Origin of the sequence: Massilia scottii (assembly GCF_030846495.1) — a bacterium.
GTDB lineage: Bacteria > Pseudomonadota > Gammaproteobacteria > Burkholderiales > Burkholderiaceae_D > Telluria_A > Telluria_A violaceinigra.
Window position 1 is genome coordinate 62,593 of record NZ_JAVCWM010000028.1, and the last position, 24,034, is coordinate 86,626.

Below are 24,034 nucleotides of genomic sequence, written 5' to 3' on the forward strand. Positions count from 1 at the left end.
GCCCTGAAGTTATAGTTGCCTCAGGAAATTTCATTAGCTGGCCTGGCGGCGACCGCGTACGCTCGTTCGGTTGATGACGTCTTGCCAAGAAAAACCAAGGAGAAACCGTGGAGTTAAAGAAGCTAGCGCAACTGATTGCCCTGATGTGCGTGGCCGGTTCGGCTGCGGCGCAGACGGCGGAGCAGCCGATGGCGCGCGTGGAAATCACCGGCAGCAGCATCAAGCGCATCGCCAAGGAAGGCGCGCTGCCGGTCGAAGTGATTTCGCGCAAGCAGATCGAAGCCCAGGGCATCGTCAACGCCGAGCAACTGATCGCCACCCTGAACATCAACGGCAACGGGTCGGACAACCTGGCCAGCAATGCCGACGTCACCTCCGGCTCGCAGCGCGGCAACAACGGCGCCTCTTCGGCCAACCTGCGCGGCCAGGGCGCCGACAGCACGCTGGTGCTGCTCAACGGGCGGCGCGTGGCCACCCACGGCATGAAAGGCTCGGCGGTCGACCTCAATTCGATTCCCTTCGCGGCGGTCGAGCGGGTTGAAGTGCTGAAAGACGGCGCCTCGGCCATCTACGGCACCGACGCCATCGGCGGCGTGATCAACTTTATCCTCAAGAAAAACTACAAGGGGCTGGAAGCGCAGGCGTTTACCGATGTCACCGAAGCGGGCGGCGGCAATATCGCCCGCTACCAGCTCACGGGCGGCGTCGGCGACTTGCAGGAACAGGGCTTCAACCTGCTGTTCGCCGTGTCAACGGGTGAAAACAAGGCCTTGCGCGGCGACCAGCGCGACTTTGTCAACACCTTCCAGCCCGAGCGCGGCGTCTCGGTCGACACGCGCGGCACGCCGTTCGCCAATGTGTTCGCGACCAGCCTCGGCAACACCATTTTCAGCCGCGCCAGCAATACCGGACCGGTGCGGCGCGGCACCACGCAAGCCTATTCCGGCGTCAGCCTGCTGGACTTGCCGGGCGGCGCCGGCTGCAACTCGGTCGATGGCATGGGCGCCTACGACGAAAAGCTGTGGGACACGCCGTCCGGCGGCCTGGGTTGCGCGTGGGATACCGGACGCGCGGCCGTGCTGCAGCAGCCCGTGAAAAACAGCAACTTCGTCACGCGCGCCACCATGCGCCGCGGCGGACATGAATTTTTCGCCGAGCTGGTGGGCGCCAAGACCGAGGTCGCCAAGCGTTTCTCGCCCAACCAGGTCTCGCCGGGCGCGGCCACCTTCCCGGCCAGCTCGTTCTATCCGAGCACCGGCGCGGCCTACAACGAGGTGTTCAATGCCCTGGTGGCCGAATTTCCTTCGATCGAGGCCAACCGCGGCTTGCCGATCGCCTACCGCTGGCGCTGCATGGATTGCGGCGACCGCGAAATCGCCACCGAAAGCCGTGCCGGCCGCCTGCAACTGGGCGCCGACGGCCAGGTCGGCAAGTATGACTACAAGCTCGGCCTGACGCGCGCCACCAGCGAATCGGAATCGACCCTCGGCAATGGCTACAACTACACCGCCCCGCTGGCGGCCGCGCTCGGCAGTGGCCTGATCAACCCCTTCCTGAAAGCCGGCGAGAAGCAGTCGCAGCAGGCGCTGGACCTGATCCGCGCCACCTCGGCCGCCGGCGTCGTGCTGTACGGCGGCAAGACCACCCTGACAGCCTTCGATGCCTCGCTGTCGGGCGAGGTGTATACCCTGCCGGGCGGCCCCATCATGGCCGCGCTGGGTACCGATATCCGCAAGGAAGAGTACAAATTCAATGGCGACCTGCGCAACCTGGCCGAGCGGCGCGCCATCCTCAACGCGCCCTTCGACGACGTCAATGTGCTGCCGCAAGTGAGCCGCGACATCCGCGCCTTCTACGCCGAAGTGCTGGTGCCGCTGACCAAGGAGCTGGACGTGACGGTGGCGGCGCGCCAGGATCATTATTCGGGCTTCGGCAACACGCTCAATCCCAAGGTCTCGTTCCGCTACCAGCCAAGCACGCAATTGCTGTTCCGCGGTTCCTACAACGAAGGTTTCCGCGCGCCCGCGTTCAACCAGTTGTTCAACGGCATCACCGAATCGACTTACGCCGGCAAGGACCTGGCCGATCCGGGCAAGTGCGCCAGCGGCAAGGTCGACACCACCAAGCCCGGCTGCGAATCGATCACGCCGGTTGTCTACACCGGCGGCAAGTCCGACCTGGGACCGGAAACGTCGAAACAGGGGACGCTCGGGGTGGTGTTCGAGCCCACCCCGCGTTTCTCGGCAAATATGGATATCTGGGAAGTGCGGCGCTTCGACACCATCAAGGAAGTCGATCTGCCGGTCATGCTGGCCAACTACGAACTGTTTAAAAACCAGTTCGGGCGCGATGCCGACGGCAACCTGGCCGTGATCGACCGGCGCTGGCTCAACACGGGCGCGGCAATTACGCGCGGCATCGAAATCGGCGCCCGCACCAATGGCAAGCTGTGGGCGGGCAACTGGGCGGCCGGTGTGGATGGTTCCTACTTGCTCAAGAAAAAGAGCAAGCCGCTGGAAACCGCGCCGTACAGCAAGGATGAAGTCGGCGTGTTCAGCTTCACCGGCGACCTGGGCCTGAAGTGGAAGCACACCGCCTACGTGACGTTTGCCAGGGGCGACTGGAGCGCCATGTTCCAGAACGTGTATCGCAGCGGCTACACCGACCAAGTGCTGCCGGGCGTGGCCAGCGGGCGCATCGTGCCGTCCAATTACAACGCCAAGGTCGACGCGTATGCCATCTTTCATGCCAGCCTGAGCTACACTGGCGTGAAAAACCTGAGCTTCACGGCCGGGATCAAGAACCTGTTCGACAAGGATCCGCCATTTGCGATCACCTACGACGGCAACACCGGGGCCGGCAGTTCATGGGAACCGCGGGTGGCCGATCCGCGCGGGCGTTCGCTGACCCTGATGGCCAATTACAAGTTCCTTTGATTCACCAGGCGGGCGGCCGGCGATGCCGTGCCGCTTTTCCCGAAAGCAGCCATGTCCAGTAGCGACAAGATCAGCCGGCGTGCCTTTGCCACGCTGGCGGCGGCCGTCATGCTGCCAGCCGGAGCCCACCATGCGCCACGTCCCATGCCGCGAAGCCTGATCAAACCGCCCCGCCTGCGCGCGGGCGACGTGGTCGGCCTGATTGCCCCGGGCGGACGCACCAACGACGAGAGCATCGCCTATGCCGTGGCGCGCATCGAAGCGCTCGGCTTTCGCGCACGGCTGGGGGCCAACCTGCGCGCCGTGCATGGCGGCTATGCCGGCGCGGTGCAGCAGCGCGTCAACGACCTGCACAGCATGTTCGCCGACCGCGACGTGAGGGCGATCTGGTGCATCCGCGGCGGCTCGGGCTGCATCTCCTTGCTGGCGCACCTCGATTACGCGCTGATCCGCGCCAATCCCACAATCTTGCTGGGTTACTCCGACATCAGCGCGCTGCAGCTGGCCATCCTGAAGCAGGCGCGGCTGGTGACCTTCCACGGGCCGGTGGCCTCGTCGGGCGTATCGGATTATTCCACCGAGCATATGCTGGCCGTGCTGATGCACCCGCAGGAAAGCTACACCATCCCGATGGCGCTGGAAAACAGCCGGCGCGCCCTGCTGGAGCCGCATTTCGCCTTGCGCACCGTGACCAGCGGGCAAGCCACCGGCCCGCTCATCGGCGGCAACCTGAGCCTGGTCAGCGCGCTGGTGGGCACGCCCTACGCGGCCGACTTCCGCAAAGCGATTCTGTTCCTGGAAGAGGTGAATGAAGCGCCCTACCGGATCGACCGCTGGCTGACCCAGCTCGACCTGGCCGTTGGCCTGGGCAATGCGGCCGCGGTCATGATCGGCATTTGCGACCATTGCGTACCGGAAGATGAAGAACCGTCGCTCACGCTCGACGACACGCTGGACCAGCACCTGAAACCCTTGGTGGTGCCGGCCGTGAGCGGGTACTCGTTCGGGCATATCCGCCACCAGTTCACCGTGCCGGTCGGCGTGATGGCCCGGCTCGACACGGCGCGCCAGACGGTGACCCTGCTCGAGAGCGCGGTCTCCTGAGCAGCCGAGCGGCCGCTCAGCCGCTCAGTGCGACACGATCTGCGACAGCACCGAAAACGCCGGCCCGGTCTGCGGCTGCTCCAGCAGCACGGTCAGCTCCGAAAAGGTGCACATCATGGTGACGATGTTGATTTTGTTCCAGGCCAATTTTTTCAGCACGCCGTGATAGATGCCGGGCGTTTTCAGGGCGTCGGGATTGAGGCGCAGGGTCAGCGCGGTCAGGTTTTCCACCCGGGCAATATGGCGCTCGCTGGCGAAGGCTGATTCCACCATGTGGATCAGCGGCCGGCTGCACACCACCAGCATCTCGTGCACCCCGCGCGTGACCGAGACGAAACTGCCCGGATGGCGCTCGGCCAGGGCCAGCAGTTCGCGCTGGCATTCGTTGCTGTTGTCCGACAGCCGGTAAGTCACCAGGGTCAGGTCGGTGCGCGTGGTCAGCTCGCTGGTGCGCGGCGAGAGCACGATCGGCGGCGAGGCCGTCGCCTGCGGCAGCCGCTCGGACAGCCGGCGCAGCGCCATCACCACCGCCGCCTGCCCCACCGGCTTCCACAGATCCGATTCGAGCTGGGGCCGCAGCTGGCGCGCCAGCTCCGACAGATTGATCAGCCCGAGCGATATCCCTTCCGTCAGGAACGCCGATTCCGACACTATTTGCTCTACTTTGGTCGCGATCGAAAGCATCTCTCTCCGGTCCTCACTTGGGTAGCCGCCGCCCATCCAGCCGCGCGACGTACTCGGGACCAAGCCCTGTCTGCGGTGCATGTTTGTCGCTTTGTTACCGTGAATGGGTTCTCTTGGACTTTCCTACTGGGGCACTAAGCCTGTTGCCAGTTCCTGCTGCGGGTGTGCCGTCGGTGAATCGTCAGGTCGACTGAGGTCCCTGGGGATCGGGCTTGGGCAACAGCGCCGGGGGAGGAGACAAACATGCCCATGCGAAGGTGAAGTGTGACGTCATGATTTTCCCGTTAACTGATTGCGCTTTATCCGGAGTGTGCCCCGTGCGCTTTAATCCATGTCCCCTGAGAGTTTTTCCCGGCAACTGAGAACGAGTGTAGACCGCATCCCCGTTAAAACGCAATCGAATTGAAGCTGTTGACAGTGCGAATTGTTACATTTCCGCACGTCTTAGAGTACGCCGTCTAATTCGCGCGCATGTGGGAATAATGCCTCACATTGATTTAGGTCAACAAAACATTCTTCAGGCAATTGCATTGAGGACCGTCACGTTTCTGGAAAAGAATGTCTAAAACTGAACATTTGGTGTGCATACGACCAAATCACCCATTTTTTTGACTTGGATTAAGAAACAGGAATAGTGTGCATTCTCTCGCGTTCACCGGACCAACTCATCGGCGCGCTCGGGTGGCCGCCACAGCACACGTGGCCAGCAGTTATCCCATTCAATCACTGAACTATCAATGGAGAAATAATGAACTTCCGCAAAACATTGCTCGCTGCGTCGATTGCTGCTTTACCCTTGATGATGGTTGGTCAGGCGCTCGCCAGCGCACCGATCATGGCCGGGCCGACCGCCCTGCATTCGCCGCAACAGGGCCAGGCGCTGGTCGCCAAGCTGGCCGCCACCCGCGCCACCCATGGCCTCGATGCCGACCACGGTTTCTCCATTACCGTGCAGCACCCTGGCGTGATCGGCACGCGCATCAGCCGCGCCGCCCACACCTACAAGGGCGTGCGTGTATTCCAGTCCGAGTCGGTGGTAGTGACCAACGATGCCGGCGAGATCGTCAGCGAGTCGATTTCCGACCGCCGTTCGGGCCTGGGCCAGGGTAGCGGCGGCAATGCCGCGCTGCGCGCGCGCAGCGCCGGCTTGAATGTGGTGCCGCAAATTCAGAGCGCCGCCGCGATCGACATGGTGGTCAAAAAAGTGTCGCCGAACGGTGTGCACCATGTGCCGCCAAGCGCCGAACTGATCATCTATCCGAGCGTCGTGACCAAGCGCGCTCCCGGCGCCCTGAACAAGTCCGAAGCCCAGCTCAACGCCCTCGACCTGGTCGAGGAAGTGAGCGACTACGAGCTGGCCTACCTGGTCAAGACGCGCATGATGGAAGGAATCCATCCGGTGTACTACGACACCATCGTCAGCGCCGCCGACGGCCGCGTGATCAAGCAATGGAAAGCGCTGCAGACCGTGGCCGGCACCGGCAAGAGCCAGTACAACGGCACCGTGCCGCTCAACACCAGCCTGTCGGGCAGCACCTACTCGCTGAAAGATCCGTCGCGCGGCACCGGCGGCACCCACGGCATGATGGCGATCACCAACGCCAACAAGGGCACCAGCGCCGGCGCGGTCTACACCAACTCCACCAACGACTGGGGCGACGGCCTGCAGTACAACGGCGGCAGCACCACCAACGCCAACGGCCAGACCGCGGCCGTGAACGCCATGTGGGGTTTGATGAACACCTACGACACGCTGAAAAACGTGCTCGGCTGGCAATCGCTGGACGGCAACAACACCTCGACCTACATCGCCGCCCACGTCAACAGCAACTATGACAACGCCTATTACAGCGATGCCTGCAAGTGCATGTTCATCGGCGACGGCGGCAGCATGTTCACCAGCCTCGGTTCGATCGACGTGATCGGTCACGAAATGGGCCACGGCGTGACCAACGCCACCTCCGACCTGACCTACAGCGGCGAATCGGGCGGCCTGAACGAGTCGAGCTCGGACATCACCGGCGAAGTGGTGGAAGCCTATGCGCGCGCGGGCGGCACCGGCTCGGTCATTCCGAATACCGGCAACGACTGGATGATGGGCAAGGAAATCGCCAAATCGGGCAACCCGCTGCGCTGGATGTACAAGCCTAGCCTGGACGGCAAGAGCCCGAACGCCTGGAGCAGCACGATCAAGAACCTCGACGTCCACTACAACAGCGGCCCGAACAACCGCATGTTCTACTTCCTGTCGCAAGGTTCGAACGCCACCTCCTCGTCCAACTACTACAGCCAGTACCTGGTCAAGAGCCCGGCCGCGATGACCGGTATCGGCACCGACAAGGCTTTCCGCATCTGGTTCAAGGCCGCCACCACCAAGTTCACCGCCTCGACCAACTACGCCGATGCGCGTAACAAGGTGCTCGCCGCGGCCCAGGAACTGTATGGCGTGGGCAGCAAGGAAGCCATTGCCGTGACCCGCGCCTACGCGGCCATCAACGTCGGCGCCGACATCGATGAAACCACCACGCCGGGCGGCGGCGTCACGATCAGCTCGCAACCGTCGAGCGTCACCGTGGCAGCCGGCGCGACCGCGACGTTCTCGGTCACCGCCACCGGCGGCACCGCGCCGTACAAGTACCAGTGGCTGCGTAACGGCACGGCCATTGCCGGCGCCACCTCGGCCACCTACAGCCTGACCGCGCAAACCGCCGACAGCGGCGCCGTGTTCAGCGTGCGCGTGACCGATTCGGCCACCAGCCCGACCACCGCCACCAGCGCGAATGCGACGCTGACGGTGAGCGGCGGCGGCGGCGGCACCACCGAGCGCATCGTCAACGGCGGCTTCGAGTCGGGCACCAACGGCTGGGCCGGCACCACCGGCGTCATCGGCTCCTACAGCGGCCAGACCGCCTATGAAGGCACACGCTTCGCTTGGCTGGGCGGCAATGGCGTGACCAGGACCGAAACGATCACCCAGTCGGTCGCGATTCCGGCCGCGGCCACCGCGGCTACGCTGAGCTTCGCGCTGCACATCGATACGGCGGAAAACGAAAACGTGGTCTACGACAAGCTGGTTGTCACGGTCAAGAATGCGGGCGGCACCGTGCTCGGTACCCTGGCAACCTACACCAACCTGAACAAGGCCGCCGGTTACCAGATGCGTACCTTCAACCTGCTGCCGTACAAGGGCCAGACCGTGACCCTGTCCTTCGCCATGCGTGAAGACTCGTCGCTGCAAACCTCGTTTGTGGTCGACAAGGTAAGCCTGCTTACCCAATAAACCGGGTGACCCCACAAGAGGATGGCTGGCTGTCCGTCCTCTTTTTTCAGCTCCGGCTTCGGCCGGGGCTATTTTTCTTTTAAGGAGCCCTGATGTCACCTGGATAACCAGGCCGAATGCGAAGCAAGGAGTCAATCAGTACAAAGGGTCAACCATGCAGTTTCAACTCCAGGTCCAGGCCGCTGCCGCCGCAGGCAGCCGCCAGCACATCGCCATCGATGCCCCCAGCGAAGCCGATGCCATCCGCATTGCCGCGCGCAAGGGCTGGCGCGTTCTCGCGATCGAGCGCCCGCAGGCGCCGGCCGAACCGCGCCGCAAGCACGCATTTCCCCTGATGCAGTTCAGCCAGGAACTCCTGGCGCTGCTGGAAGCGGGGCTCAACCTCACCGAAGCCATCGCCACCTTGCACAACAAGGAAACCCAGCCCGGCACGCGTGCCACCATCGGCGCCATCTTGCAAACCCTACAACAGGGCAAGAGCCTGTCGGATACCCTGGGCGACTTTCCCGCCATCTTCCCCGAAATTTACGTCGCCACCGTCCACGCGGCCGAGCGCTCCGGCAACTTGCCCGAAGCCCTCGGCCGTTTTGTCGCCTACCAGCTGCAATTCGAGGCGATCCGCAAGAAGCTGGTGTCGGCCGCCATCTATCCGGTCATGCTGCTGGTGGTCGGCAGCCTGGTCACCCTGTTCCTGCTCGGCTATGTGGTGCCCAAGTTCAGCGTGGTGTACGAAACCTCGGGACGCGATATTCCCTGGGCCTCGAAGATGATGCTCGGCTTCGGCCAGGTCATGTCGGCCCATCCCTTCCTGTTTCTCGGGGCGCTGGCCGCACTGGTGGGCGGCCTGGTGTTTTCGCTCAGCCACCCGGCCGTCCGCCAGCGCCTGATCCTCGCGCTGCTGCGCCTGCCGGTACTGTCCGCGCGCGCGGCCGAATTCAGGCTGGCGCGCTTTTACCGGGCGCTGAGCCTGCTGCTGCATGCCGGTATTCCCTTGTCGAAAGGGCTGGCGATGGTGTCGGCCATGCTGCTCCCCGGCCAGCAGCAGCAGCTCGACGCGGCGCGCCGCGCGGTGCAGGAAGGCTTGCCGTTTTCCAGCGCGCTGGAACAGAACCAGCTGGCCACGCCTGTGGCGCAGTCGCTGCTGAAAGTGGGCGAAAACACCGGGCGCCTGGGCGACATGCTGGAGCGCTCGGCCCGTTTTCACGATGAAGAATTCGCGCGCTGGGTCGACTGGGCTTCGCGCCTGCTCGAACCGCTGCTGATGACCTTTATCGGCGTGGTCATCGGCGGCGTGGTGGTGCTGATGTACATGCCCATCTTCGAACTTGCCGGGAGCCTGTCATGAACGCCCCTGATTTTCCCCACAAGCCGGTGCTGGGCGCGCCGCTCACCGCCGCGCTGGTGCAGCAGGCGCGCCTGGCCGCGCTGGCCCAGGGCCGGCCGATGCTGGCCGTGCTCGAAGAGATGACCGGCGCCGAGCCGGAGGTGTTCATCGCGCAGCTGGCCGCGCTGTTTTCCTATCCGCTGTGGACCATCGTCGCGCTGCAGGCCGGCACCCCCGCCTTCGGCCTGATGCCCTACACCGACTGCGCCCAGCGCGAGTGCGTGCTGATGGAAGGTCCCGCCGGCGTCCCGGTGCTGGTGCTGGGCGACCCGTTTGCCGACGACACCCTGCAGTGGGCCGACGCCGCCCTGCACGGCGGCTTTGCCGTGGCGCTGACCCATCCGGATGAGCTGACCGCCTACCTGGCGCAGCAGGAGAACGTGCAGCAAGCCATGGCCGGCATGGCCGGCGACGCCGACCAGGTCGAGAGCCTGGACCAGAGCATCGAAGACATCTCGCTGGTGCGCATCAGCGAAGACAGCAGCCCGGTGGTCAAGCTGGTCAACTCCACCATCTACGACGCGCTCAAGTTCCAGGCCAGCGACATCCACCTCGAATGCGACGGCGACAAGCTGATTATCAAGTACCGGGTCGACGGCGTGCTGGTGCAGGCCGGCCAGGTGCAGGGCTTGCAGATGGCCGAACAGATCATCTCGCGCATCAAGGTCATGGCGGACCTGGACATCGCCGAGCGCCGCATTCCGCAGGATGGCCGCTTCAAGGTGCGCGTGAAGGGCGCCGAGATCGATTTCCGGGTCTCGATCATGCCGAATATTTTCGGCGAAGATGCGGTGCTGCGCCTGCTGGACCGGCGCGCCCTGACCGAGGCGGCCCAGTCGCTGCGCCTGGAAAGCCTGGGCCTGAACGCCGATGCCATTGTGCTGATCCGGCGCCTGGCGGCCAAGCCGCACGGCATGCTGCTGGTGACCGGGCCGACCGGCTCGGGCAAGACCACCACCCTGTACGCGGCCATCACCGAGATCAACACGGGACGCGACAAGATCGTCACCATCGAAGACCCGGTCGAATACCGGCTGCCGCGCGTGCTGCAAATTCCGGTCAACGAAAAGAAGGGATTGACCTTCGCGCGCGGCCTGCGCTCGATTTTGCGGCACGACCCCGACAAGATCATGATCGGCGAAATTCGCGACGACGAAACCGCGCAGATCGCGGTGCAGGCCGCGCTCACCGGCCACCTGGTGTTTACCACCCTGCACGCGAATAACGTGTTCGACGTGGTCGGGCGCTTCCTGCACATGGGCGTGGACGCCTACAGCTTCGCCGCGGCCCTGAACGGCATCGTGGCGCAGCGCCTGCTGCGCCTCAATTGCGAACACTGCGCGGTGGAAGTGGCGCCCGATGCCGGCGAACTGCGCGACAGCGGGCTGACGTCCGCACTGGTAGCCGGCTGGCGCTTCAAGGCGGGCGCCGGCTGCGGCCACTGCCGCGGCACCGGCTACAAGGGCCGCAAGGCGGTGGCCGAAGTACTGATGCTCAACGACGCCATGCGCGAAATGATCACCACGCGCGCCCCGGTCAGCCGCATGAAGGAAGAAGCGTCGCGCGCCGGCTTGCGCCTGGTGCGCGAAGCCGCGCTGGACCTGGTGCGCCAGGGAGAAACCACATTGATGGAGCTTAACCGTGTCACTTACTGAAATCTTCTCCAGCCGCACCGTGTGCGTGTCCCTGGCACCCGACCTGCTCACCGCCGTGGTCCGCAGCGGCAAGCGCATCGTCGCCCACAGCGAAGTACGGATTCCCCTCGACCAGGCCGACGGCAAATGGGATGGCGCCCTGGCCGCCTTCGGCGCCTACCTGCGCACCGCCGGCGTGACCCTCAAGGGCGTGCCGGTCTCGGTGGCGCTGACCACGCGCTGGTGCCAGCTGGCCATGATCCCGTGGAGCGACGCGCTGCTGCACCAGGATTCGGCGCAGCGCTTCCAGCAGGCGCAGTTCGTCGGCATCTACGGCGACGCCGCGCGCGCCTGGTCCATCGTGTGCGACGACGCGCCGTACGGGCAGCCGCGCCTGGCCTGCGCCATCGAGCGCGACTTCCTGCAAGGCTTGCAGGACGTGGCGCGCGAGTGCGGCCATCCGTGCGTGGCGATCGAATCGGTACTGTCGATCACCTGGCGCGCCATCGCCTCGAGCCACCCGCAGGCGTTCGCGCTGGTCGAGCCGGGCCGGCTGGTGCTGGCCGCCGCCGCCAACGGCCGTATTCACGCGGTGCAGGCGCAAGCCCTGCGCGGTCCGTGGGAGAGCGAACTGCCGCAAGCCTGGCAGCGCTGGACCCTGCGCGCGCCCGAGCTGGGCGAAATCGCGCAGGTGGCGCTGGTCAGCCTCGACGAACGCCCGGCGCTGCACGCCTTGCCCGACTACTTCGAGACGGTCAAGCTGCCGCAGGCGCCGGCGCCCGGCTACGCCGCCGTGGCGATGATGAGGTGCTGAGATGGCGCTGACCCAACTCAATTTCGTGCAGGGCGCGCAAACGCCCAAGGGTTGGCGCCTGGCGCTGCTGGCGGGCGGCCTGCTGGCGCTGGCCGTGGCCGGCATCGACTGGGTGGTGCAGGCGCGCCACGCCGGCGCGCTCGAAGCGCAGCTGGCGCTGGTGCAGCCGCGCGAAGCGCCGCGCGCGCGCCTGTCGGAAGCCGACCAGCGCGCCCAGGACCGCCAGCTGGCCATCATCGGCGACGCCGTGCGCCAGCTCAACCTGCCGGTCACGCGCCTGGTCAAAACCGTGCAGGCCCCGGCCGACATTCACGTGGCGCTGCTCGGTATGGACCTCAACAGCAAGCCGGAGGCGGGCGCGCAGCAGGGTGGCGGCGGCAGCGCCGCCGGCGGCCTGAAAATCGCGGCCGAAGCCGAAACCGCGGGCGACATGATGAACTACGTCGCCTACCTCAACGAGCAGGCCCTGTTCACCTCCGTGTACCTGGTCAAGCATGAATTGAATGGCGCGGCGCCGAACCGGCCGTACCGTTTTCAACTGGAGGCCCAATGGCAGGATTAAAGATCGCCAGCAGCGGACAGCAGGCGCGGGCGCCGTCGATGCTGGCCGCGCGGATCAGCTGGGAAGCGCGGCGCATTGGCGCGCGCCTGGGCTGGGGCGCCGCCGCCGGCGCCTGCGCGCTGGCGCTGGCCGCCCTGTGCGCATGGCAGTCGCAGCGCCTGCAGGCGCGCCAGCACGACCTGGCGCAGCAGATCAGCGCTGCGCGCACGGCCAAACCGGCGCAGCAGCGGGTGGCGCTGCCGGACGGCGCGCGCCGCGTGGCGGCCTTCTACGCCTACCTGCCGGCGCACGACACGATTCCCGACCTGCTCAAGCAGCTGGTCGACGTGGCCGCCAAGAACGGCGTGGTGCTGGCCAAGGCCGACTACAAGGCGCAGGCCGAAGATGGCGCCGCGTTCATGCGCTACCAGATCACCTTGCCGATCAAGGCCGACTACGCAAAGGTGCAGGCGTTCATCGTCGGCGCCTTGCGCGACATGCCGGCCCTGACGCTCGATTCCGTGACATTCAAGCGCGAGCAGATCGACACCGGCGAGGTCGAAGCGCGCGTGCATTTCAACCTGCTGGTCAGGACGGCTGTGGCAAAAGGAGGACGCCGATGAAAAAGATGACGATGGCGGTGGCGCTGGGCGCAACGCTGCTGGCCTGCTATTTCGCGCCCGATGACGATACCGACATGATCCCGCCGGCCCAGGCCCGCACCATCGCGCCGGCGCCGGCCGTGGTGGTGCAGGCCCCGCTGGTGGAAGCGGAAGCGGAAGCGCCGCTGCTCGAAATCCGCCCGCGCACGCAGGACGAGGAGCTGGGCAACGCCTTTGCGCGCCAGAGCTGGCAGGCGCAGGTCACCGAGGCCGCGCCGGTCAAGCCGGCCGACAGCGCCGTCACCAAGCCGGTGCAGGCCAGCGCGCCCGGCAACGCGGGCGGCGCGCCGGAGCTGCCGATCCGCCTGCTCGGGCGCTTCCTCGGCGACGGCAGGCAGGCGTACTTCCTGCAGGTCGAGGAACGCAACGTGGTGGCCTATGTGGGCGACAAGATCGACGAGAGCTACACCTTCGACAGCGCCGGCGACGACACGCTGACGTTCACGTATCTGCCGCTCCGGAAGAAACAAACACTCGCAGTAGGGGAGATGAATTGAATCACACATTAGCGAAGAAACTGGCGGGAACGCCCTTGCGCATGCTTGCACTGGCCGTGGCGCTGAGCGCCTGCGCCGGCCCGCAGACCTTCAAGGAAGGCAAGGCCCTGCTCGAACAGGGGCATATCGAACAGGGCCTGGCCAAGCTGGAAGAAGCCGTGCGCCAGGAACCCGGCAACGCCGAATACCGGATTGGCCTGTTGAACCGCAAGGCCAGCATCGTCAACGCCTTCAACGGGCGCGCCGAGCAGCTGCGCCAGCAGGGCAATTTCGCCGAGGCCGAGAAGCTGTCGGCCCAGGTTCTGGCGATCGATCCCGCCAATACGGTCGCGCAGCAGGGCATGCAGGCCATCGCGCTGGAACAGCGCCACAAGGAGATGGTGGCCGGCGCCGAGGCATCGTGGCGGCGCGCCGGCGAGGCCGACCTGGCGCAGGCCCTCGACGCGCTGCGCGTGGTGCTGCAGGAGCGCCCCAACCAGCGCGACGCGCTGGCGCTGAAAAGCCGCATCGCCGACGAACAGGCGAAGAAGGGCGCGGGCAGCGGCAAGCTGGCCGCCGCCTACCGCAAACCGGTGACGCTGGAGTTTCGCGACGCCCCGGTGCGCTCGGTATTCGACTTCCTGGGCAAGGTCTCGGGGCTGAACTTCGTGTTCGACCGCGACGTCGACCCGGCCCTGCGCACCACCATCTCGGTACGCAATACCAGCCTGGAAGAAGCGATCCGCATGCTGCTATCGGCCAACCAGCTCGAACAGACCGTGACCGGCGAGCGCGCCATCACGATCTACCCGAACACGGTGCAGAAGGTGAAGGATTACCAGCAGCTGGTGGTGCGCAGCTTTTATCTGACCAACGCCGACGCGAAGACAGTCTCTTTTTCGATCAAGACCCTGCTCAAGGCCAAGGACATCGTCACCGACGACCGCCTCGGCATCATCATGATGCGCGACACGCCCGACATGATCCGCATGGCCGAACGCATCATCGCCATGCAGGACATGGCCGACCCGGAAGTGATGCTCGAAGTCGAGGTGCTGGAAGTGAAACGCACGCGCCTGATGGAACTGGGCATCCGCTGGCCCGACAAGGCCACCTTGAGCCTGGCCAGCGGGGGCGACTCCCTTTCACCGCTGACCGTCGCCAGTCTGGGCGGGATTAACCGCGGGCGTATCAACGTCGCCATCGGCAGCGCCACCATCAATGCCAACCAGGTCGACACCGACGGCAATATCCTGGCCAACCCGCGCATCCGCGTGCGCAACAAGGAAAAGGCCAAGATTCACATCGGCGACCGGGTGCCGGTGATCACCGTCACCACCAACAATGGCGTCAGTTCGGAAAGCGTGAACTACCTCGACGTGGGCCTGAAGCTCGACGTCGAACCGAATGTGAATCTCGACGATGAAGTGGCGATCAAGATCAATCTGGAAGTGAGCACGGTGGTCAAGGAAATCATCAGCAAACTGGGTACCCAGGCTTACCAGATCGGCGCGCGCACGGCGGGCACGGTGCTGCGCCTGAAGGATGGCGAGACGCAGGTGCTGGCGGGCCTGATCAGCGACGAGGACCGGCGCAGCGCCGACAAGCTGCCGGGCTTCGGCGACCTGCCGGTGCTCAAGCGCCTGTTCGGCAGCCAGAAAGACGATACCTCGCGCAGCGAGATCGTGTTGTCGATCACGCCGCGGATCTTGCGCGGCCTGCGCCGGCCCGACCTGATGACCGCGCAGTTCGACTCGGGCACCGAATCGAATGTGGGCGGGCGCGGGCCGGGTCCTGGCGGCGGATCGGCGGCCGCCGGTGCCCAGCCGGCAGTCCAGGCGCCCGAGGCGCCGCCGCAAGCGCAGCCAGCGCAGCCATCGCAGCCGGAAGCGGTGCCCTCGCCCATGACCGGCGGCGATGAAGCGGCGCCGCAGCCGCCGGCCGCCGACAGCCCGGCCGGAACCGGCAAGCCGCCGGGCACCGATGCGCCGCGCAAGGTGATCCAGTGAAGGCGCGCGGCTTCACCTTCATCGAGCTGATGATCACGCTGGCGATCATGGGGACGCTGGCGGTGGTGGCGGTGCCGATGGCGCAGGTGGCGGTGCAGCGTGAAAAGGAGCGCAGCCTGCGCAGCGCGCTGATCGAAATTCGCGAGGGGCTCGAAGCGTACAAGAAGGCCGCCGACCTTGGCCGCATCAAGATCGCGGTGGGCGATTCGGGCTATCCGAAAAAGCTGGAGGAGCTGGTCGAGGGCGTGCCCGACCAGCTTAGTCCCGCCAAGAAGAACATCTATTTTCTGCGGCGCCTGCCGCGCGATCCGTTTGCCGTCCAGGACGAGGGACGCGCCGCCGATACCTGGGCCAAGCGTTCGTATTCGTCGCCACCGGATAACCCGAGGGAGGGCGAGGACGTGTTCGACGTCAGCTCGCGTTCGGCGGCGACGGGATTGAACGGCGTGCCGCACAAGCTGTGGTGAGGGTGATGAACATGAGAAGAGAACACACTGGATTTACCCTGGTCGAACTGCTGGTGGTGATGGCCATCATCGCGACCTTGCTGACGATTGCCGTGCCGCGCTATTTCGGTTCGGTCGACAAGTCGAAGGAAGTGGCGCTCCAGGAAAACCTGAACGTGCTGCGCCTCGGGATCGACAAATTTTACGGCGACAAGGGCGTGTATCCGGCTTCGCTGAGCGACCTGGTGACACACAAGTATTTTCGTTCGGTGCCGGTCGACCCGATCACCGAATCGAGCGTGACGTGGCAGCCGGTGGCGTCGCTCGATCCGGACAAGCCGGGCGTGGCCGATATCCGCAGCGGCGCGCGCGGCAAGACGCGCGCGGGCGTACCGTATGAGCAACTGTAAGCGCGGACCTCGGAGCGGACCCGATGGCGGGTTCGCGTACATCTGGACCCTGCTGCTGGTGGCCTTCATGGGGGTCGGCAGCAGCATCGCCAGCGAACTGTATTCGACTTCGGTGCGGCGCGACAGGGAGCGCGAGCTGCTGTTCATCGGCCACGAATTTCGCGCCGCCATCGCGCGCTATCACGACAGCGCCGCGGGCGGGCCGCAGATGTATCCATTGACCCTGCAGGAACTGATCAAGGACCCGCGCTTCCCGAACGCCAGGCGCCACCTGCGGCGCCTGTACGCCGACCCGATCACCGGCAAGGCCGAGTGGGGCTTGATCAAGGTCGAGGGGCGCATCGTGGGCGTGCATTCGCTGTCGCAGCGCGCGCCCATGAAGGTCGATAACTTCGACGAGCACGACAGCGGCTTTCGCAACAAGGGCCGCTATGCGGACTGGGTGTTCGTGTACCCGCACGATATGTTCATCGCACCGCAGGACGGAGAGGAAGGCAAGAACGGCGGCCCGCTCCGCATCGGCGTCTTGCCCAAGCCGGGCGCGCCGCGCTGAGTGCTTACTGGCGCATCGAGCGAAATGTCAGGCTGATGCGTTCGCCGGCGTGCGGGTCTTTTGGAATCGCGTGCACCCAGTCTTGCTGCACCTGCCCCGACATGTACAGCAGCGAGCCATTTGGCAGGGGGTAGTCGACCCGGACCGCGGCGTCCCGTTTGCTGCGATAGGCGATCGCGCGCACGCTGCCGAGTGAGACGATGGCGACGCCGGTGCCGTCGTTCAGGCCGTCGGTTTCATCAGAATGAAAACCCATTGATGATTTGCCGTCGGGGTAATAGTTCAGCAGGCAATTGTTCGGCCGGAAACCGAGTTCGCCTTCAAGACGCGCGCATAGCGCGTCGAGCAGCGCCGGCATGGGCGACTCCGCGTAAGCGATCTGCGAATAGTTGTAGCTGGCGCCGAAGCTGGCCGTCTTGCGCGCTTTCATACGCTCGTCCCAGGTGACTGTGCTCATCAGCGCGGCAAAGAGCGCATCGGGATCGGCGATGAAAGCGGGGTTGAGGCGAATTGGCGGAACAGGCATCGCGTCGACAGGTCAGAACCAGCTGCGGCTAAAGACCATGGTGTACGGGAATGCCATCGCGCAAGGCTTGCCCGAGCAGCGTGCCGGTTTGTATTTCTCGTTCATGGCGATAAAACCGGCCATTTCCGACAGCTTAGGGTCCGGCGTCACGTACACATTGACCGATTGGGCCTTGCCCTCGCTGTCGATCATGACCACCATGCTCAAGAGGCCGAAGGCCGGGTCGCGCGCATTGATCTTCTGGATCGCGCCCAGCACGTTGCCGTTGCCGAGCAGCGGGTACGGCGGTTCGTCCGCCGGGTCGAGCAAGGGATACCAGCCGCGCACGACGGCCCGTTCCTGCTCGCTCAGTTGTTCGTACGAGGCCTTGAACGGCACCTGGCCCCCGGTGACGACCTTGCGCGGGATGTGCGTGCCCAGGCGCGGCCCTTCCGCCTTGAGATCATGTTCCCTGGACGGCTCCGGCGGCGCCTTGGCCGCTGCGCTCACCTTGCCCTGTTCGCCGTCAGCCGGCTGGCTGACCGCCACCGCGCCGACCCGGCGCCCGCTCGAGTACAGCGCCACGCCATTGCCGTTCGGCCGGTCGTTCTTCCATTCGCCGTCGTAGCGCCCGCCCAGGGTGTAGACGATAGCGCCCTTGCCTTCGCGCTTGCCGGCCTTCCACTGGCCGTCGTAACGGTCGCCGACCTGGTTGACCGAGGTGCCGGTGCCGTCGCGCAGGCCATCGCGGAATTCGCCCCCGTATTCATGGCCCGGGTAGTACATCAGGTACCCTTTGCCATGCGGCCGGCCGGCTTCGACCATGCCTTCGTAGCGCCAGGTGTTGACGTCGGTGGTGCGTTTTTCGATCACGCCCACGCCATGCGCATAACCGTCCTTGCACGGTCCCTGCCAACGCATGTCGTCGCCAGCGGCCGCGTCGGGCAGGGCCAGTTTGCAGGCTTCCTCGCTGCGCACCGCCAAGGGCAGCAGCAGGGACAGGAGCAAGGGAAGCATCAGGACGCGGGTGGACGCGCGGGGTGAAATCGGCATGGGGCTCTTTCGTTGCAGGCAATGGGTTCGAACCACCCAGCGTATCAGAGCTTGCCTACCTTGCGCGACATAAAAGTGTAGGCCAGTGTCTCGCCGTCGATGCGGAACATGTCGGCGATTTCGCCGGTCTGCACGAAACCGCAGCGCGCATACAGCCCGCGCGCCGGCAGGTTGACCGACAAAACCTCCAGGTCGATCCAGTCGAGCCCCGCGTCGCCGGCGGCCCAGGTGGCCGCCACGTCGATCAGACGGGCCCCCAGGCCCTGTTTGCGGGCGTCGCGGTGCACGCCCATGCCGAGCAGCGCGCGGTGCGCGCAAGCCCCTTCAGGACGCGCACGCAGGTCGATGTGGCCGGCGATGCCGCCCTGAGCGTCGAACGCCAGCCATAAACGCCGCCACCCGGGCTGCCCGAGGGCGGTCCCGGTGGCGCTGCGAAAGGCGTGTTCGCGCTCGGGCCCAAAGCGCGAGGCGGCGCGCGCCATCGGCATGAACAGCGCCGTGGCGCCGCTGCCGTTGTCACGCAGGTGGTCGTTCAGGTAGGCGAAGAAAGTGTCCAGATCCTCGCTGGCCGCCGCCCGGATGAGCGCTTCGCCCGCCATGCTTACAGCGCCCGCGCGATCAGGATTTTCTGAATGTCGCTGGTGCCTTCGTAGATCTGGCACACGCGCACGTCGCGGTAGATGCGTTCGACCGGGAAGTCGCTCACGTAACCGTAGCCGCCGTGCACCTGGATCGCATCCGAGCAGACCCGTTCAGCCATTTCGGAGGCGAACAGCTTGGCCATCGCGGCTTCCTTCAGGCACGGCAGGCCGGCATCCTTCATCGACGCGGCGTGGCGGATCAGCTGGCGCGCGGCCTCGATCTGGGTGGCCATCTCGGACAGTTTGAACTGCACCGACTGGTGCTCGAAAATGGGTTTGCCGAAGCTTTCGCGGTCGCGCGCATACACCAGCGCCGCCTCGAACGCGGCGCGCGCCATGCCGACCGCCTGCGAAGCGATGCCGATGCGTCCACCCTCAAGACCCGACAGGGCGATCTTGTAGCCCTGGCCTTCTTCGCCAATCAGGTTGGCCGCCGGGATGCGGCAGTTCTCGAACAGGATCTGCGCGGTGTCCGACGAGTGCTGGCCCATCTTCTGTTCCAGCCCGGCCACGATGTAGCCTGGTGTCGCCGTCGGCACCCAGAACGCGCTGATGCCCTTCTTGCCGGCCGCCTTGTCGGTGACCGCCATGACGATCGCCACGTCGGCGTATTTGCCGCTGGTGATGAACTGCTTGGTGCCGTTCAAAACGTACTCGTCGCCCTCGCGCGTGGCGGTGGTGTGCAGTGCCGAGGCGTCGCTGCCGGTATGCGGCTCGGTCAGCGCGAAGGCGCCCAGCATCTTGCCTTGCGCGAGGGGCCGCAGCCACTGTTCTTTTTGCGCGTCGTTCGCATACATCATGGCGATGCTGCACACCGGGCAGTTGTTGACCGAGATGATGGTCGAGGTGCCGCCGTCGCCGGCCGCGATTTCTTCGAGCACCAGCGCCAGCGAGACGTAATCGAGGCCGGCGCCGCCCAGTTCTTCGGGCACCGCCACGCCGAACGCGCCCAGCGCGGCCAGTTCCTTCAGTTCTTCCTTGGGAAAGTGGTGCTCCTTGTCCCAGCGCGCGGCGTTGGGGGCAAGGCGCTCCTGCGAAAAGCTGCGCAGGGCGTCGCGGATCATCTGGTGTTCTTCGGTCAGTATCATAGGTTTCGCTAGGTTGGGCTTACCAGGGAATTGGCGTGCCGTCGTAATTGAGGAAGGCGCCGTTGGCGCTGGCATCGATGCCGGCCAGGGTGGCGCGCAGGCCCGCCGCGCTTTGTTCGGGCGTGATGTCGGCGCTTGGGCCGCCCATGTCGGTCCGGACCCAGCCCGGATGGAAGGCCACGCAGGTTGCGCCCTTGGGGCCGAAGCGGATGCCGGTGTCGACCAGCACCGAATTTAACGCCGCCTTGCTGGCGCGGTACAAGGTGCCGGACGCGCTGCTGCGCTTGCCCATCGACGCCATGCGCGAGGAGATCACGGCCAGCTTGCCGCGCGCCTCGGCCACCATGGGCGCGATCACCGGCAGCAGGCGCAGGGCGGCCAGCACGTTGGTGTGCATGACGGAGTCGAAGTCGTCCTGGGTGGGAAAGCCGTCGTGGCGCGGGCCGTACACGCCGGCGTTCAGGAACGCGGCGTCGAGCAGTTCGCCGTCCAGGGTCCAGCCCAGCGCGGCGATGGAGTCGGCGCTGGTGACATCGAGCTGGTACGGATGCACGCCCATGGCGCCGAGGGCGGCGCAATCTTCGCTTTTGCGGGCGGTGGCGATTACGCGCCAGCCGTCGGCCAGGTACTGGCGCACCAGTTCGCGGCCGATGCCGCGCGAGGCGCCGATGATGAGTGCTGTTGGCATTGAGTTTCTTGTTGGAATGCGGGTATATGCAGACTTGTCGCTAACTTCATAGCCGTCGTTCCCGCCATTGGCGGAACCGACGGAGCTTAATGGCTACATCATCTCGAACGCCATCGCGGTCGCTTCGCCGCCGCCGATGCACAGCGAGGCCACGCCGCGCTTGCCGCCGGTTTTCTTCAGGGCGCCGAGCAGGGTGACGATGATGCGCGCGCCGGATGCGCCGATCGGGTGGCCCAGTGCACAGGCGCCGCCGTGGATGTTGACCTTGTCGTGCGGGATGTCGAGTTCGTGCATCGCCGCCATCGGCACCGCCGCAAAGGCTTCGTTGATCTCGTACAAGTCCACTTCCGACGGCTTCCAGCCGGTCTTGGCGAACAGCTTTTGCAGTGCGCCGATGGGGGCCGTGGTGAACAGGTTCGGTTCCTGCGCGAAGGTGGCATGGCCGACGATGCGGGCGATCGGGGTCAGGCCCAGTTCACGCGCTTTTGACTCGCGCATCAGCACCAGCGCGGCGGCGCCGTCGTTGATCGACGACGACGAGGCGGCGGTAATGGTGCCATCCTTTTTAAAGGCGGGCTTCAAGGCCGGGATTTTATCCAGCCTGGCCTTGGCCGGGCCTTCATCCTTGTCGATCACGCTGTCGCCGGCGCGGGTGGTGACGGTGACAGGCGCGATTTCCCACTTGAAGTAGCCTTCGTTGTTGGCTTCCTGCGCGCGCTTGACCGAGGCAATCGCGAACGCATCCTGCGCTTCGCGGGTGAAGGAAAACTTGGCCACGCATTCTTCGGCAAAGGTGCCCATGGAACGGCCTTCGCCGGTCTTCTCGTTGCGCGAGTAGGCGTCTTCGAGGCCGTCGTACATCATGTGGTCGAGCATCTGTCCGTGGCCGATGCGGTAGCCGCCGCGCGCCTTCGGAATGATGTAGGGCGCGTTGGTCATCGATTCCATGCCGCCGGCGACGACGATGTCGGCGCTGCCCGCGAGCAGGGAGTCATGCGCGAAGATGGCCGCCTGCATGGCCGAGCCGCACATTTTGGACAGCGTCACCGCGCCGGCGGAGAGCGGCAAGCCGCCCTTGATGGCCGCCTGGCGCGCCGGAGCCTGGCCCTGGCCCGCCATCAGGCAGTTGCCGAAGTAGACGTGTTCGACCAGCTTGGCATCGACGCCGGAACGCTCGACGGCCGCGGCGATCGCCACGGCGCCCAGGTCGCTGGCGGACTTGGAAGAAAAATCGCCCTGAAACGCGCCCATGGGTGTGCGGGCGGCGCCGACGATAACGACTGGATCATTCATTGTGTAAGTTCTCCAAATAAGATGGGGTATAGACCGCCGGGTTGTCGGCGGACGTCTGGTTACAGAAGCGGATCTGCTGCGGATACGGAAACACGTCTTCGATATGGCCGTCCATGATGCGCTGCTTGCGCGACTGCCAGAAATCCTTGGTCAACAGATCGGCGTGGTGCTTCATGAAATACAGGCGGATTTTCGCGTTGCCCAGCAAAAATGCGCCGAACTGCTCGGGGAAAACATCGTGCTTGCCGATCGAATACCACGGCTCGGCCGACATTTCATCTTCTTCGTTGCGCGGTTCCGGGATAGTGCGGAAATTGCAGTCGGTGATGTATTCGATTTCGTCGTAATCGTAGAACACGACCCGGCCGTGGCGGGTGACGCCGAAGTTTTTGTACAGCATGTCGCCGGGGAAGATATTCGCCGCCACCAGTTCCTTGATGGCATTGCCGTATTCGATCACGCCGTGTTCGATCAACTCATCGTTGCCGGCCACTTCCGCTTTGTTGAGGAACATGTTCAGCGGCACCATGCGCCGTTCGATGTACAGGTGGCGGATGATGATGCGGTCGCCTTCGTATTCGACCAGCGACGGCGCGTGATGCATCAGCTCGGCGATCAGCTCCTCCGAGAAGCGTTCCAGCGGAAACGCCACGTTCGAGTATTCCAGGGTATCGGCCATGCGGCCCACGCGGTCGTGGTTCTTGACCAGCAGGTATTTTTCCTTGATCTGGGCGCGCGTGGTTTCCTTGGGCGCCGGGAAGAAGTCCTTGATGACCTTGAACACATACGGGAACGAGGGCAGCGCGAACACCAGCATCACCAGGCCCTTGATGCCGGGTGCGATCTCGAAGCGGTCGGCGGTGTGTTTCAGGTGCTGCAGGTAATCGCGGTAGAACAGCGTCTTGCCCTGCTTTTGCAGGCCGAGGATGGTGTAGATCTCGCTCCTCGGTTTGCGCGGCAGCAGGCTGCGCAGGAACTGCACGTAGGCCGACGGCACTTCCATGTCCACCAGGAAGTAAGCGCGCGTAAACGAAAACAGGATGGTGATCTGTTCGTGGTCGAACAGCACCGTGTCGAGGATCAGCTCGCCGTGGCGGTTGTGCAGGATCGGCACGATGAAGGGATATTCGCGGTTGCCGTTGATGCCCTTGCCGACGATGTAGGCGCCCTTGTTGCGGAAAAACAGGCTCGACAGTACCTGGATCTGGTGGTTCGGTTCCAGCGCTTCGCTGCCGAAGATCAGCTTGAGGCGGCCTTCGACCAGCGCGATGTCGCGGTCGAGGTTGGCGAACTTGCAGTTGAGCTGGAAATTCGTGACGATGCGCTTGAGCGCGAAGCGCAAGCCATCCTTGGCCGGGTAGTACACGCGGTAGGTCGGCAGCAGCTCGTCGGTTTCGATGTACTCGGTGGACACCACTGGGCGCACGAAGATGAAATCGTTATGGAAATAGGTGCGGTGCAGGATGTTGCAGCAGACCGAGTTGAAAAAGGTTTCCGCCAGCTCGGGCTGCTTGTGGCCGGAGAGCATGCCGATGTAATGCAGCTTGAGTTCGCGCCAGACTTCGTCGGTCAGTTCGCCGTTGTCGTACTCGTCTTCGAGCACTTGCACGCATTCCTGCACGCGCTGGTCGTAGAAACCGATGCGGTCGCGCGCCGCCTGCTGGGCCACGGCCCAGGAACCGGTTTCAAAATGGCGCTTGGCGACCTGGCTGGTCTGGCGGAACAGGCGGTAGTGCTTGTCGAAACCGTCGAGGATGGTGCGGGCGATATCGAAAGCAATCTGCGAAGACAGCAGCTTGGGGAATGCAACTTGTGTCATCTGGCTTCTCGATC

The 24,034-nt window shown here is 65.0% G+C and carries 21 protein-coding genes; 13 read left to right on the plus strand and 8 right to left on the minus strand.

The window, feature by feature from the left end; genetic code table 11:
• Positions 1-107: 107 nt before the first annotated feature.
• Together RBA41_RS27610 and RBA41_RS27615 are read left to right on the plus strand one after the other, a co-directional pair.
• Entirely contained in the window at positions 108-2,936 is a 2,829-nt protein-coding gene (locus tag RBA41_RS27610) for a TonB-dependent receptor domain-containing protein (RefSeq protein WP_306627589.1), read from the plus strand.
• Positions 2,937-2,987: 51 nt separating this feature from the next.
• Complete coding sequence (locus RBA41_RS27615; protein WP_306627590.1) at positions 2,988-4,040, plus strand: S66 peptidase family protein; 1,053 nt, start codon at positions 2,988-2,990, stop codon at positions 4,038-4,040.
• Between the two features lie 24 nt (positions 4,041-4,064).
• Here RBA41_RS27615 and RBA41_RS27620 read toward each other — a convergent pair whose 3' ends face one another.
• Positions 4,065-4,724, minus strand: a complete 660-nt coding sequence (locus RBA41_RS27620; protein WP_306627591.1) for a hypothetical protein — start codon at positions 4,722-4,724, stop codon at positions 4,065-4,067.
• 748 nt (positions 4,725-5,472) lie between these two features.
• Here RBA41_RS27620 and RBA41_RS27625 point away from each other — a divergent pair.
• From RBA41_RS27625 to RBA41_RS27675, 11 genes are all read left to right on the plus strand, one after another.
• Positions 5,473-8,004, plus strand: a complete 2,532-nt coding sequence (locus RBA41_RS27625; protein WP_306627592.1) for a M4 family metallopeptidase — start codon at positions 5,473-5,475, stop codon at positions 8,002-8,004.
• Between the two features lie 154 nt (positions 8,005-8,158).
• Entirely contained in the window at positions 8,159-9,349 is a 1,191-nt protein-coding gene (locus RBA41_RS27630; protein ID WP_306627593.1) for a type II secretion system F family protein, read from the plus strand.
• Positions 9,346-11,043: a GspE/PulE family protein gene (locus RBA41_RS27635; protein WP_306627594.1), complete on the plus strand. Its 1,698-nt coding sequence runs from the start codon at positions 9,346-9,348 to the stop codon at positions 11,041-11,043. Before RBA41_RS27630 ends, RBA41_RS27635 begins: the two co-directional genes overlap by 4 nt.
• Positions 11,030-11,836 carry a hypothetical protein gene (locus RBA41_RS27640; protein WP_306627595.1) on the plus strand — a complete coding sequence of 269 codons (807 nt, stop codon included), beginning with the start codon at positions 11,030-11,032 and terminating at the stop codon, positions 11,834-11,836. The genes RBA41_RS27635 and RBA41_RS27640 overlap by 14 nt, the downstream gene beginning before the upstream one ends.
• 1 nt (position 11,837) lies before the next feature.
• Positions 11,838-12,398: a hypothetical protein gene (locus RBA41_RS27645; protein ID WP_306627596.1), complete on the plus strand. Its 561-nt coding sequence runs from the start codon at positions 11,838-11,840 to the stop codon at positions 12,396-12,398.
• Entirely contained in the window at positions 12,386-13,000 is a 615-nt protein-coding gene (locus RBA41_RS27650) for a type 4a pilus biogenesis protein PilO (RefSeq protein ID WP_306627597.1), read from the plus strand. Before RBA41_RS27645 ends, RBA41_RS27650 begins: the two co-directional genes overlap by 13 nt.
• Positions 12,997-13,536, plus strand: a complete 540-nt coding sequence (locus tag RBA41_RS27655) for a hypothetical protein (RefSeq protein ID WP_306627598.1) — start codon at positions 12,997-12,999, stop codon at positions 13,534-13,536. Before RBA41_RS27650 ends, RBA41_RS27655 begins: the two co-directional genes overlap by 4 nt.
• Positions 13,533-15,524: a secretin GspD/PilQ domain-containing protein gene (locus RBA41_RS27660; RefSeq protein ID WP_306627599.1), complete on the plus strand. Its 1,992-nt coding sequence runs from the start codon at positions 13,533-13,535 to the stop codon at positions 15,522-15,524. The genes RBA41_RS27655 and RBA41_RS27660 overlap by 4 nt, the downstream gene beginning before the upstream one ends.
• Positions 15,521-15,991 (plus strand): type IV pilin protein, encoded by a 471-nt coding sequence (locus RBA41_RS27665; protein WP_267876226.1) that lies wholly within the window; start codon positions 15,521-15,523, stop codon positions 15,989-15,991. Before RBA41_RS27660 ends, RBA41_RS27665 begins: the two co-directional genes overlap by 4 nt.
• A 5-nt stretch (positions 15,992-15,996) precedes the next feature.
• On the plus strand, positions 15,997-16,380 hold the full coding sequence (locus tag RBA41_RS27670; RefSeq protein WP_306627600.1) for a type IV pilin protein: 384 nt from the start codon (positions 15,997-15,999) through the stop codon (positions 16,378-16,380).
• Positions 16,367-16,933: a type II secretion system protein gene (locus tag RBA41_RS27675; RefSeq protein WP_306627601.1), complete on the plus strand. Its 567-nt coding sequence runs from the start codon at positions 16,367-16,369 to the stop codon at positions 16,931-16,933. Before RBA41_RS27670 ends, RBA41_RS27675 begins: the two co-directional genes overlap by 14 nt.
• A gap of 4 nt (positions 16,934-16,937) precedes the next feature.
• Here RBA41_RS27675 and RBA41_RS27680 read toward each other — a convergent pair whose 3' ends face one another.
• From RBA41_RS27680 to aceK, 7 genes are all read right to left on the minus strand, one after another.
• A complete protein-coding gene (locus tag RBA41_RS27680) occupies positions 16,938-17,390 on the minus strand; it encodes an alpha-ketoglutarate-dependent dioxygenase AlkB (protein WP_306627602.1) in 453 nt (150 codons plus the stop codon).
• Between the two features lie 81 nt (positions 17,391-17,471).
• Positions 17,472-18,491, minus strand: coding sequence for an MORN repeat-containing protein (locus RBA41_RS27685; RefSeq protein ID WP_306627603.1), 1,020 nt, complete (start codon positions 18,489-18,491; stop codon positions 17,472-17,474).
• Positions 18,492-18,535: 44 nt separating this feature from the next.
• The gene (locus RBA41_RS27690) at positions 18,536-19,090 is read right to left on the minus strand and encodes a GNAT family N-acetyltransferase (protein WP_306627604.1); all 555 of its coding nucleotides are present in this window, start codon (positions 19,088-19,090) and stop codon (positions 18,536-18,538) included.
• Positions 19,091-19,092: 2 nt separating this feature from the next.
• Complete coding sequence (locus RBA41_RS27695) at positions 19,093-20,220, minus strand: acyl-CoA dehydrogenase family protein (protein WP_306627605.1); 1,128 nt, start codon at positions 20,218-20,220, stop codon at positions 19,093-19,095.
• A gap of 19 nt (positions 20,221-20,239) precedes the next feature.
• Positions 20,240-20,908, minus strand: a complete 669-nt coding sequence (locus RBA41_RS27700) for an SDR family oxidoreductase (protein WP_306627606.1) — start codon at positions 20,906-20,908, stop codon at positions 20,240-20,242.
• A gap of 93 nt (positions 20,909-21,001) precedes the next feature.
• The gene (locus RBA41_RS27705; RefSeq protein ID WP_306627607.1) at positions 21,002-22,201 is read right to left on the minus strand and encodes an acetyl-CoA C-acyltransferase; all 1,200 of its coding nucleotides are present in this window, start codon (positions 22,199-22,201) and stop codon (positions 21,002-21,004) included.
• On the minus strand, positions 22,194-24,020 hold the full coding sequence (gene aceK, locus RBA41_RS27710; RefSeq protein WP_306627610.1) for a bifunctional isocitrate dehydrogenase kinase/phosphatase: 1,827 nt from the start codon (positions 24,018-24,020) through the stop codon (positions 22,194-22,196). Before aceK ends, RBA41_RS27705 begins: the two co-directional genes overlap by 8 nt.
• Positions 24,021-24,034: the final 14 nt, after the last annotated feature.

Coding starts and splice junctions, on each gene's coding strand:
- RBA41_RS27625 (WP_306627592.1), top strand. CDS start 5,473: ATGAACTTCCGCAAAACATTGCTCGCTGCGTCGATTGCTGCTTTACCC.
- RBA41_RS27645 (WP_306627596.1), top strand. CDS start 11,838: ATGGCGCTGACCCAACTCAATTTCGTGCAGGGCGCGCAAACGCCCAAG.
- RBA41_RS27690 (WP_306627604.1), bottom strand. CDS start 19,090: ATGGCGGGCGAAGCGCTCATCCGGGCGGCGGCCAGCGAGGATCTGGAC.
- RBA41_RS27615 (WP_306627590.1), top strand. CDS start 2,988: ATGTCCAGTAGCGACAAGATCAGCCGGCGTGCCTTTGCCACGCTGGCG.
- RBA41_RS27695 (WP_306627605.1), bottom strand. CDS start 20,220: ATGATACTGACCGAAGAACACCAGATGATCCGCGACGCCCTGCGCAGC.
- RBA41_RS27685 (WP_306627603.1), bottom strand. CDS start 18,491: ATGCCGATTTCACCCCGCGCGTCCACCCGCGTCCTGATGCTTCCCTTG.
- RBA41_RS27655 (WP_306627598.1), top strand. CDS start 12,997: ATGAAAAAGATGACGATGGCGGTGGCGCTGGGCGCAACGCTGCTGGCC.
- RBA41_RS27650 (WP_306627597.1), top strand. CDS start 12,386: ATGGCAGGATTAAAGATCGCCAGCAGCGGACAGCAGGCGCGGGCGCCG.
- RBA41_RS27705 (WP_306627607.1), bottom strand. CDS start 22,201: ATGAATGATCCAGTCGTTATCGTCGGCGCCGCCCGCACACCCATGGGC.
- RBA41_RS27680 (WP_306627602.1), bottom strand. CDS start 17,390: ATGAGCACAGTCACCTGGGACGAGCGTATGAAAGCGCGCAAGACGGCC.
- RBA41_RS27670 (WP_306627600.1), top strand. CDS start 15,997: ATGAACATGAGAAGAGAACACACTGGATTTACCCTGGTCGAACTGCTG.
- RBA41_RS27635 (WP_306627594.1), top strand. CDS start 9,346: ATGAACGCCCCTGATTTTCCCCACAAGCCGGTGCTGGGCGCGCCGCTC.
- RBA41_RS27620 (WP_306627591.1), bottom strand. CDS start 4,724: ATGCTTTCGATCGCGACCAAAGTAGAGCAAATAGTGTCGGAATCGGCG.
- RBA41_RS27630 (WP_306627593.1), top strand. CDS start 8,159: ATGCAGTTTCAACTCCAGGTCCAGGCCGCTGCCGCCGCAGGCAGCCGC.
- RBA41_RS27700 (WP_306627606.1), bottom strand. CDS start 20,908: ATGCCAACAGCACTCATCATCGGCGCCTCGCGCGGCATCGGCCGCGAA.
- aceK (WP_306627610.1), bottom strand. CDS start 24,020: ATGACACAAGTTGCATTCCCCAAGCTGCTGTCTTCGCAGATTGCTTTC.
- RBA41_RS27675 (WP_306627601.1), top strand. CDS start 16,367: ATGAGCAACTGTAAGCGCGGACCTCGGAGCGGACCCGATGGCGGGTTC.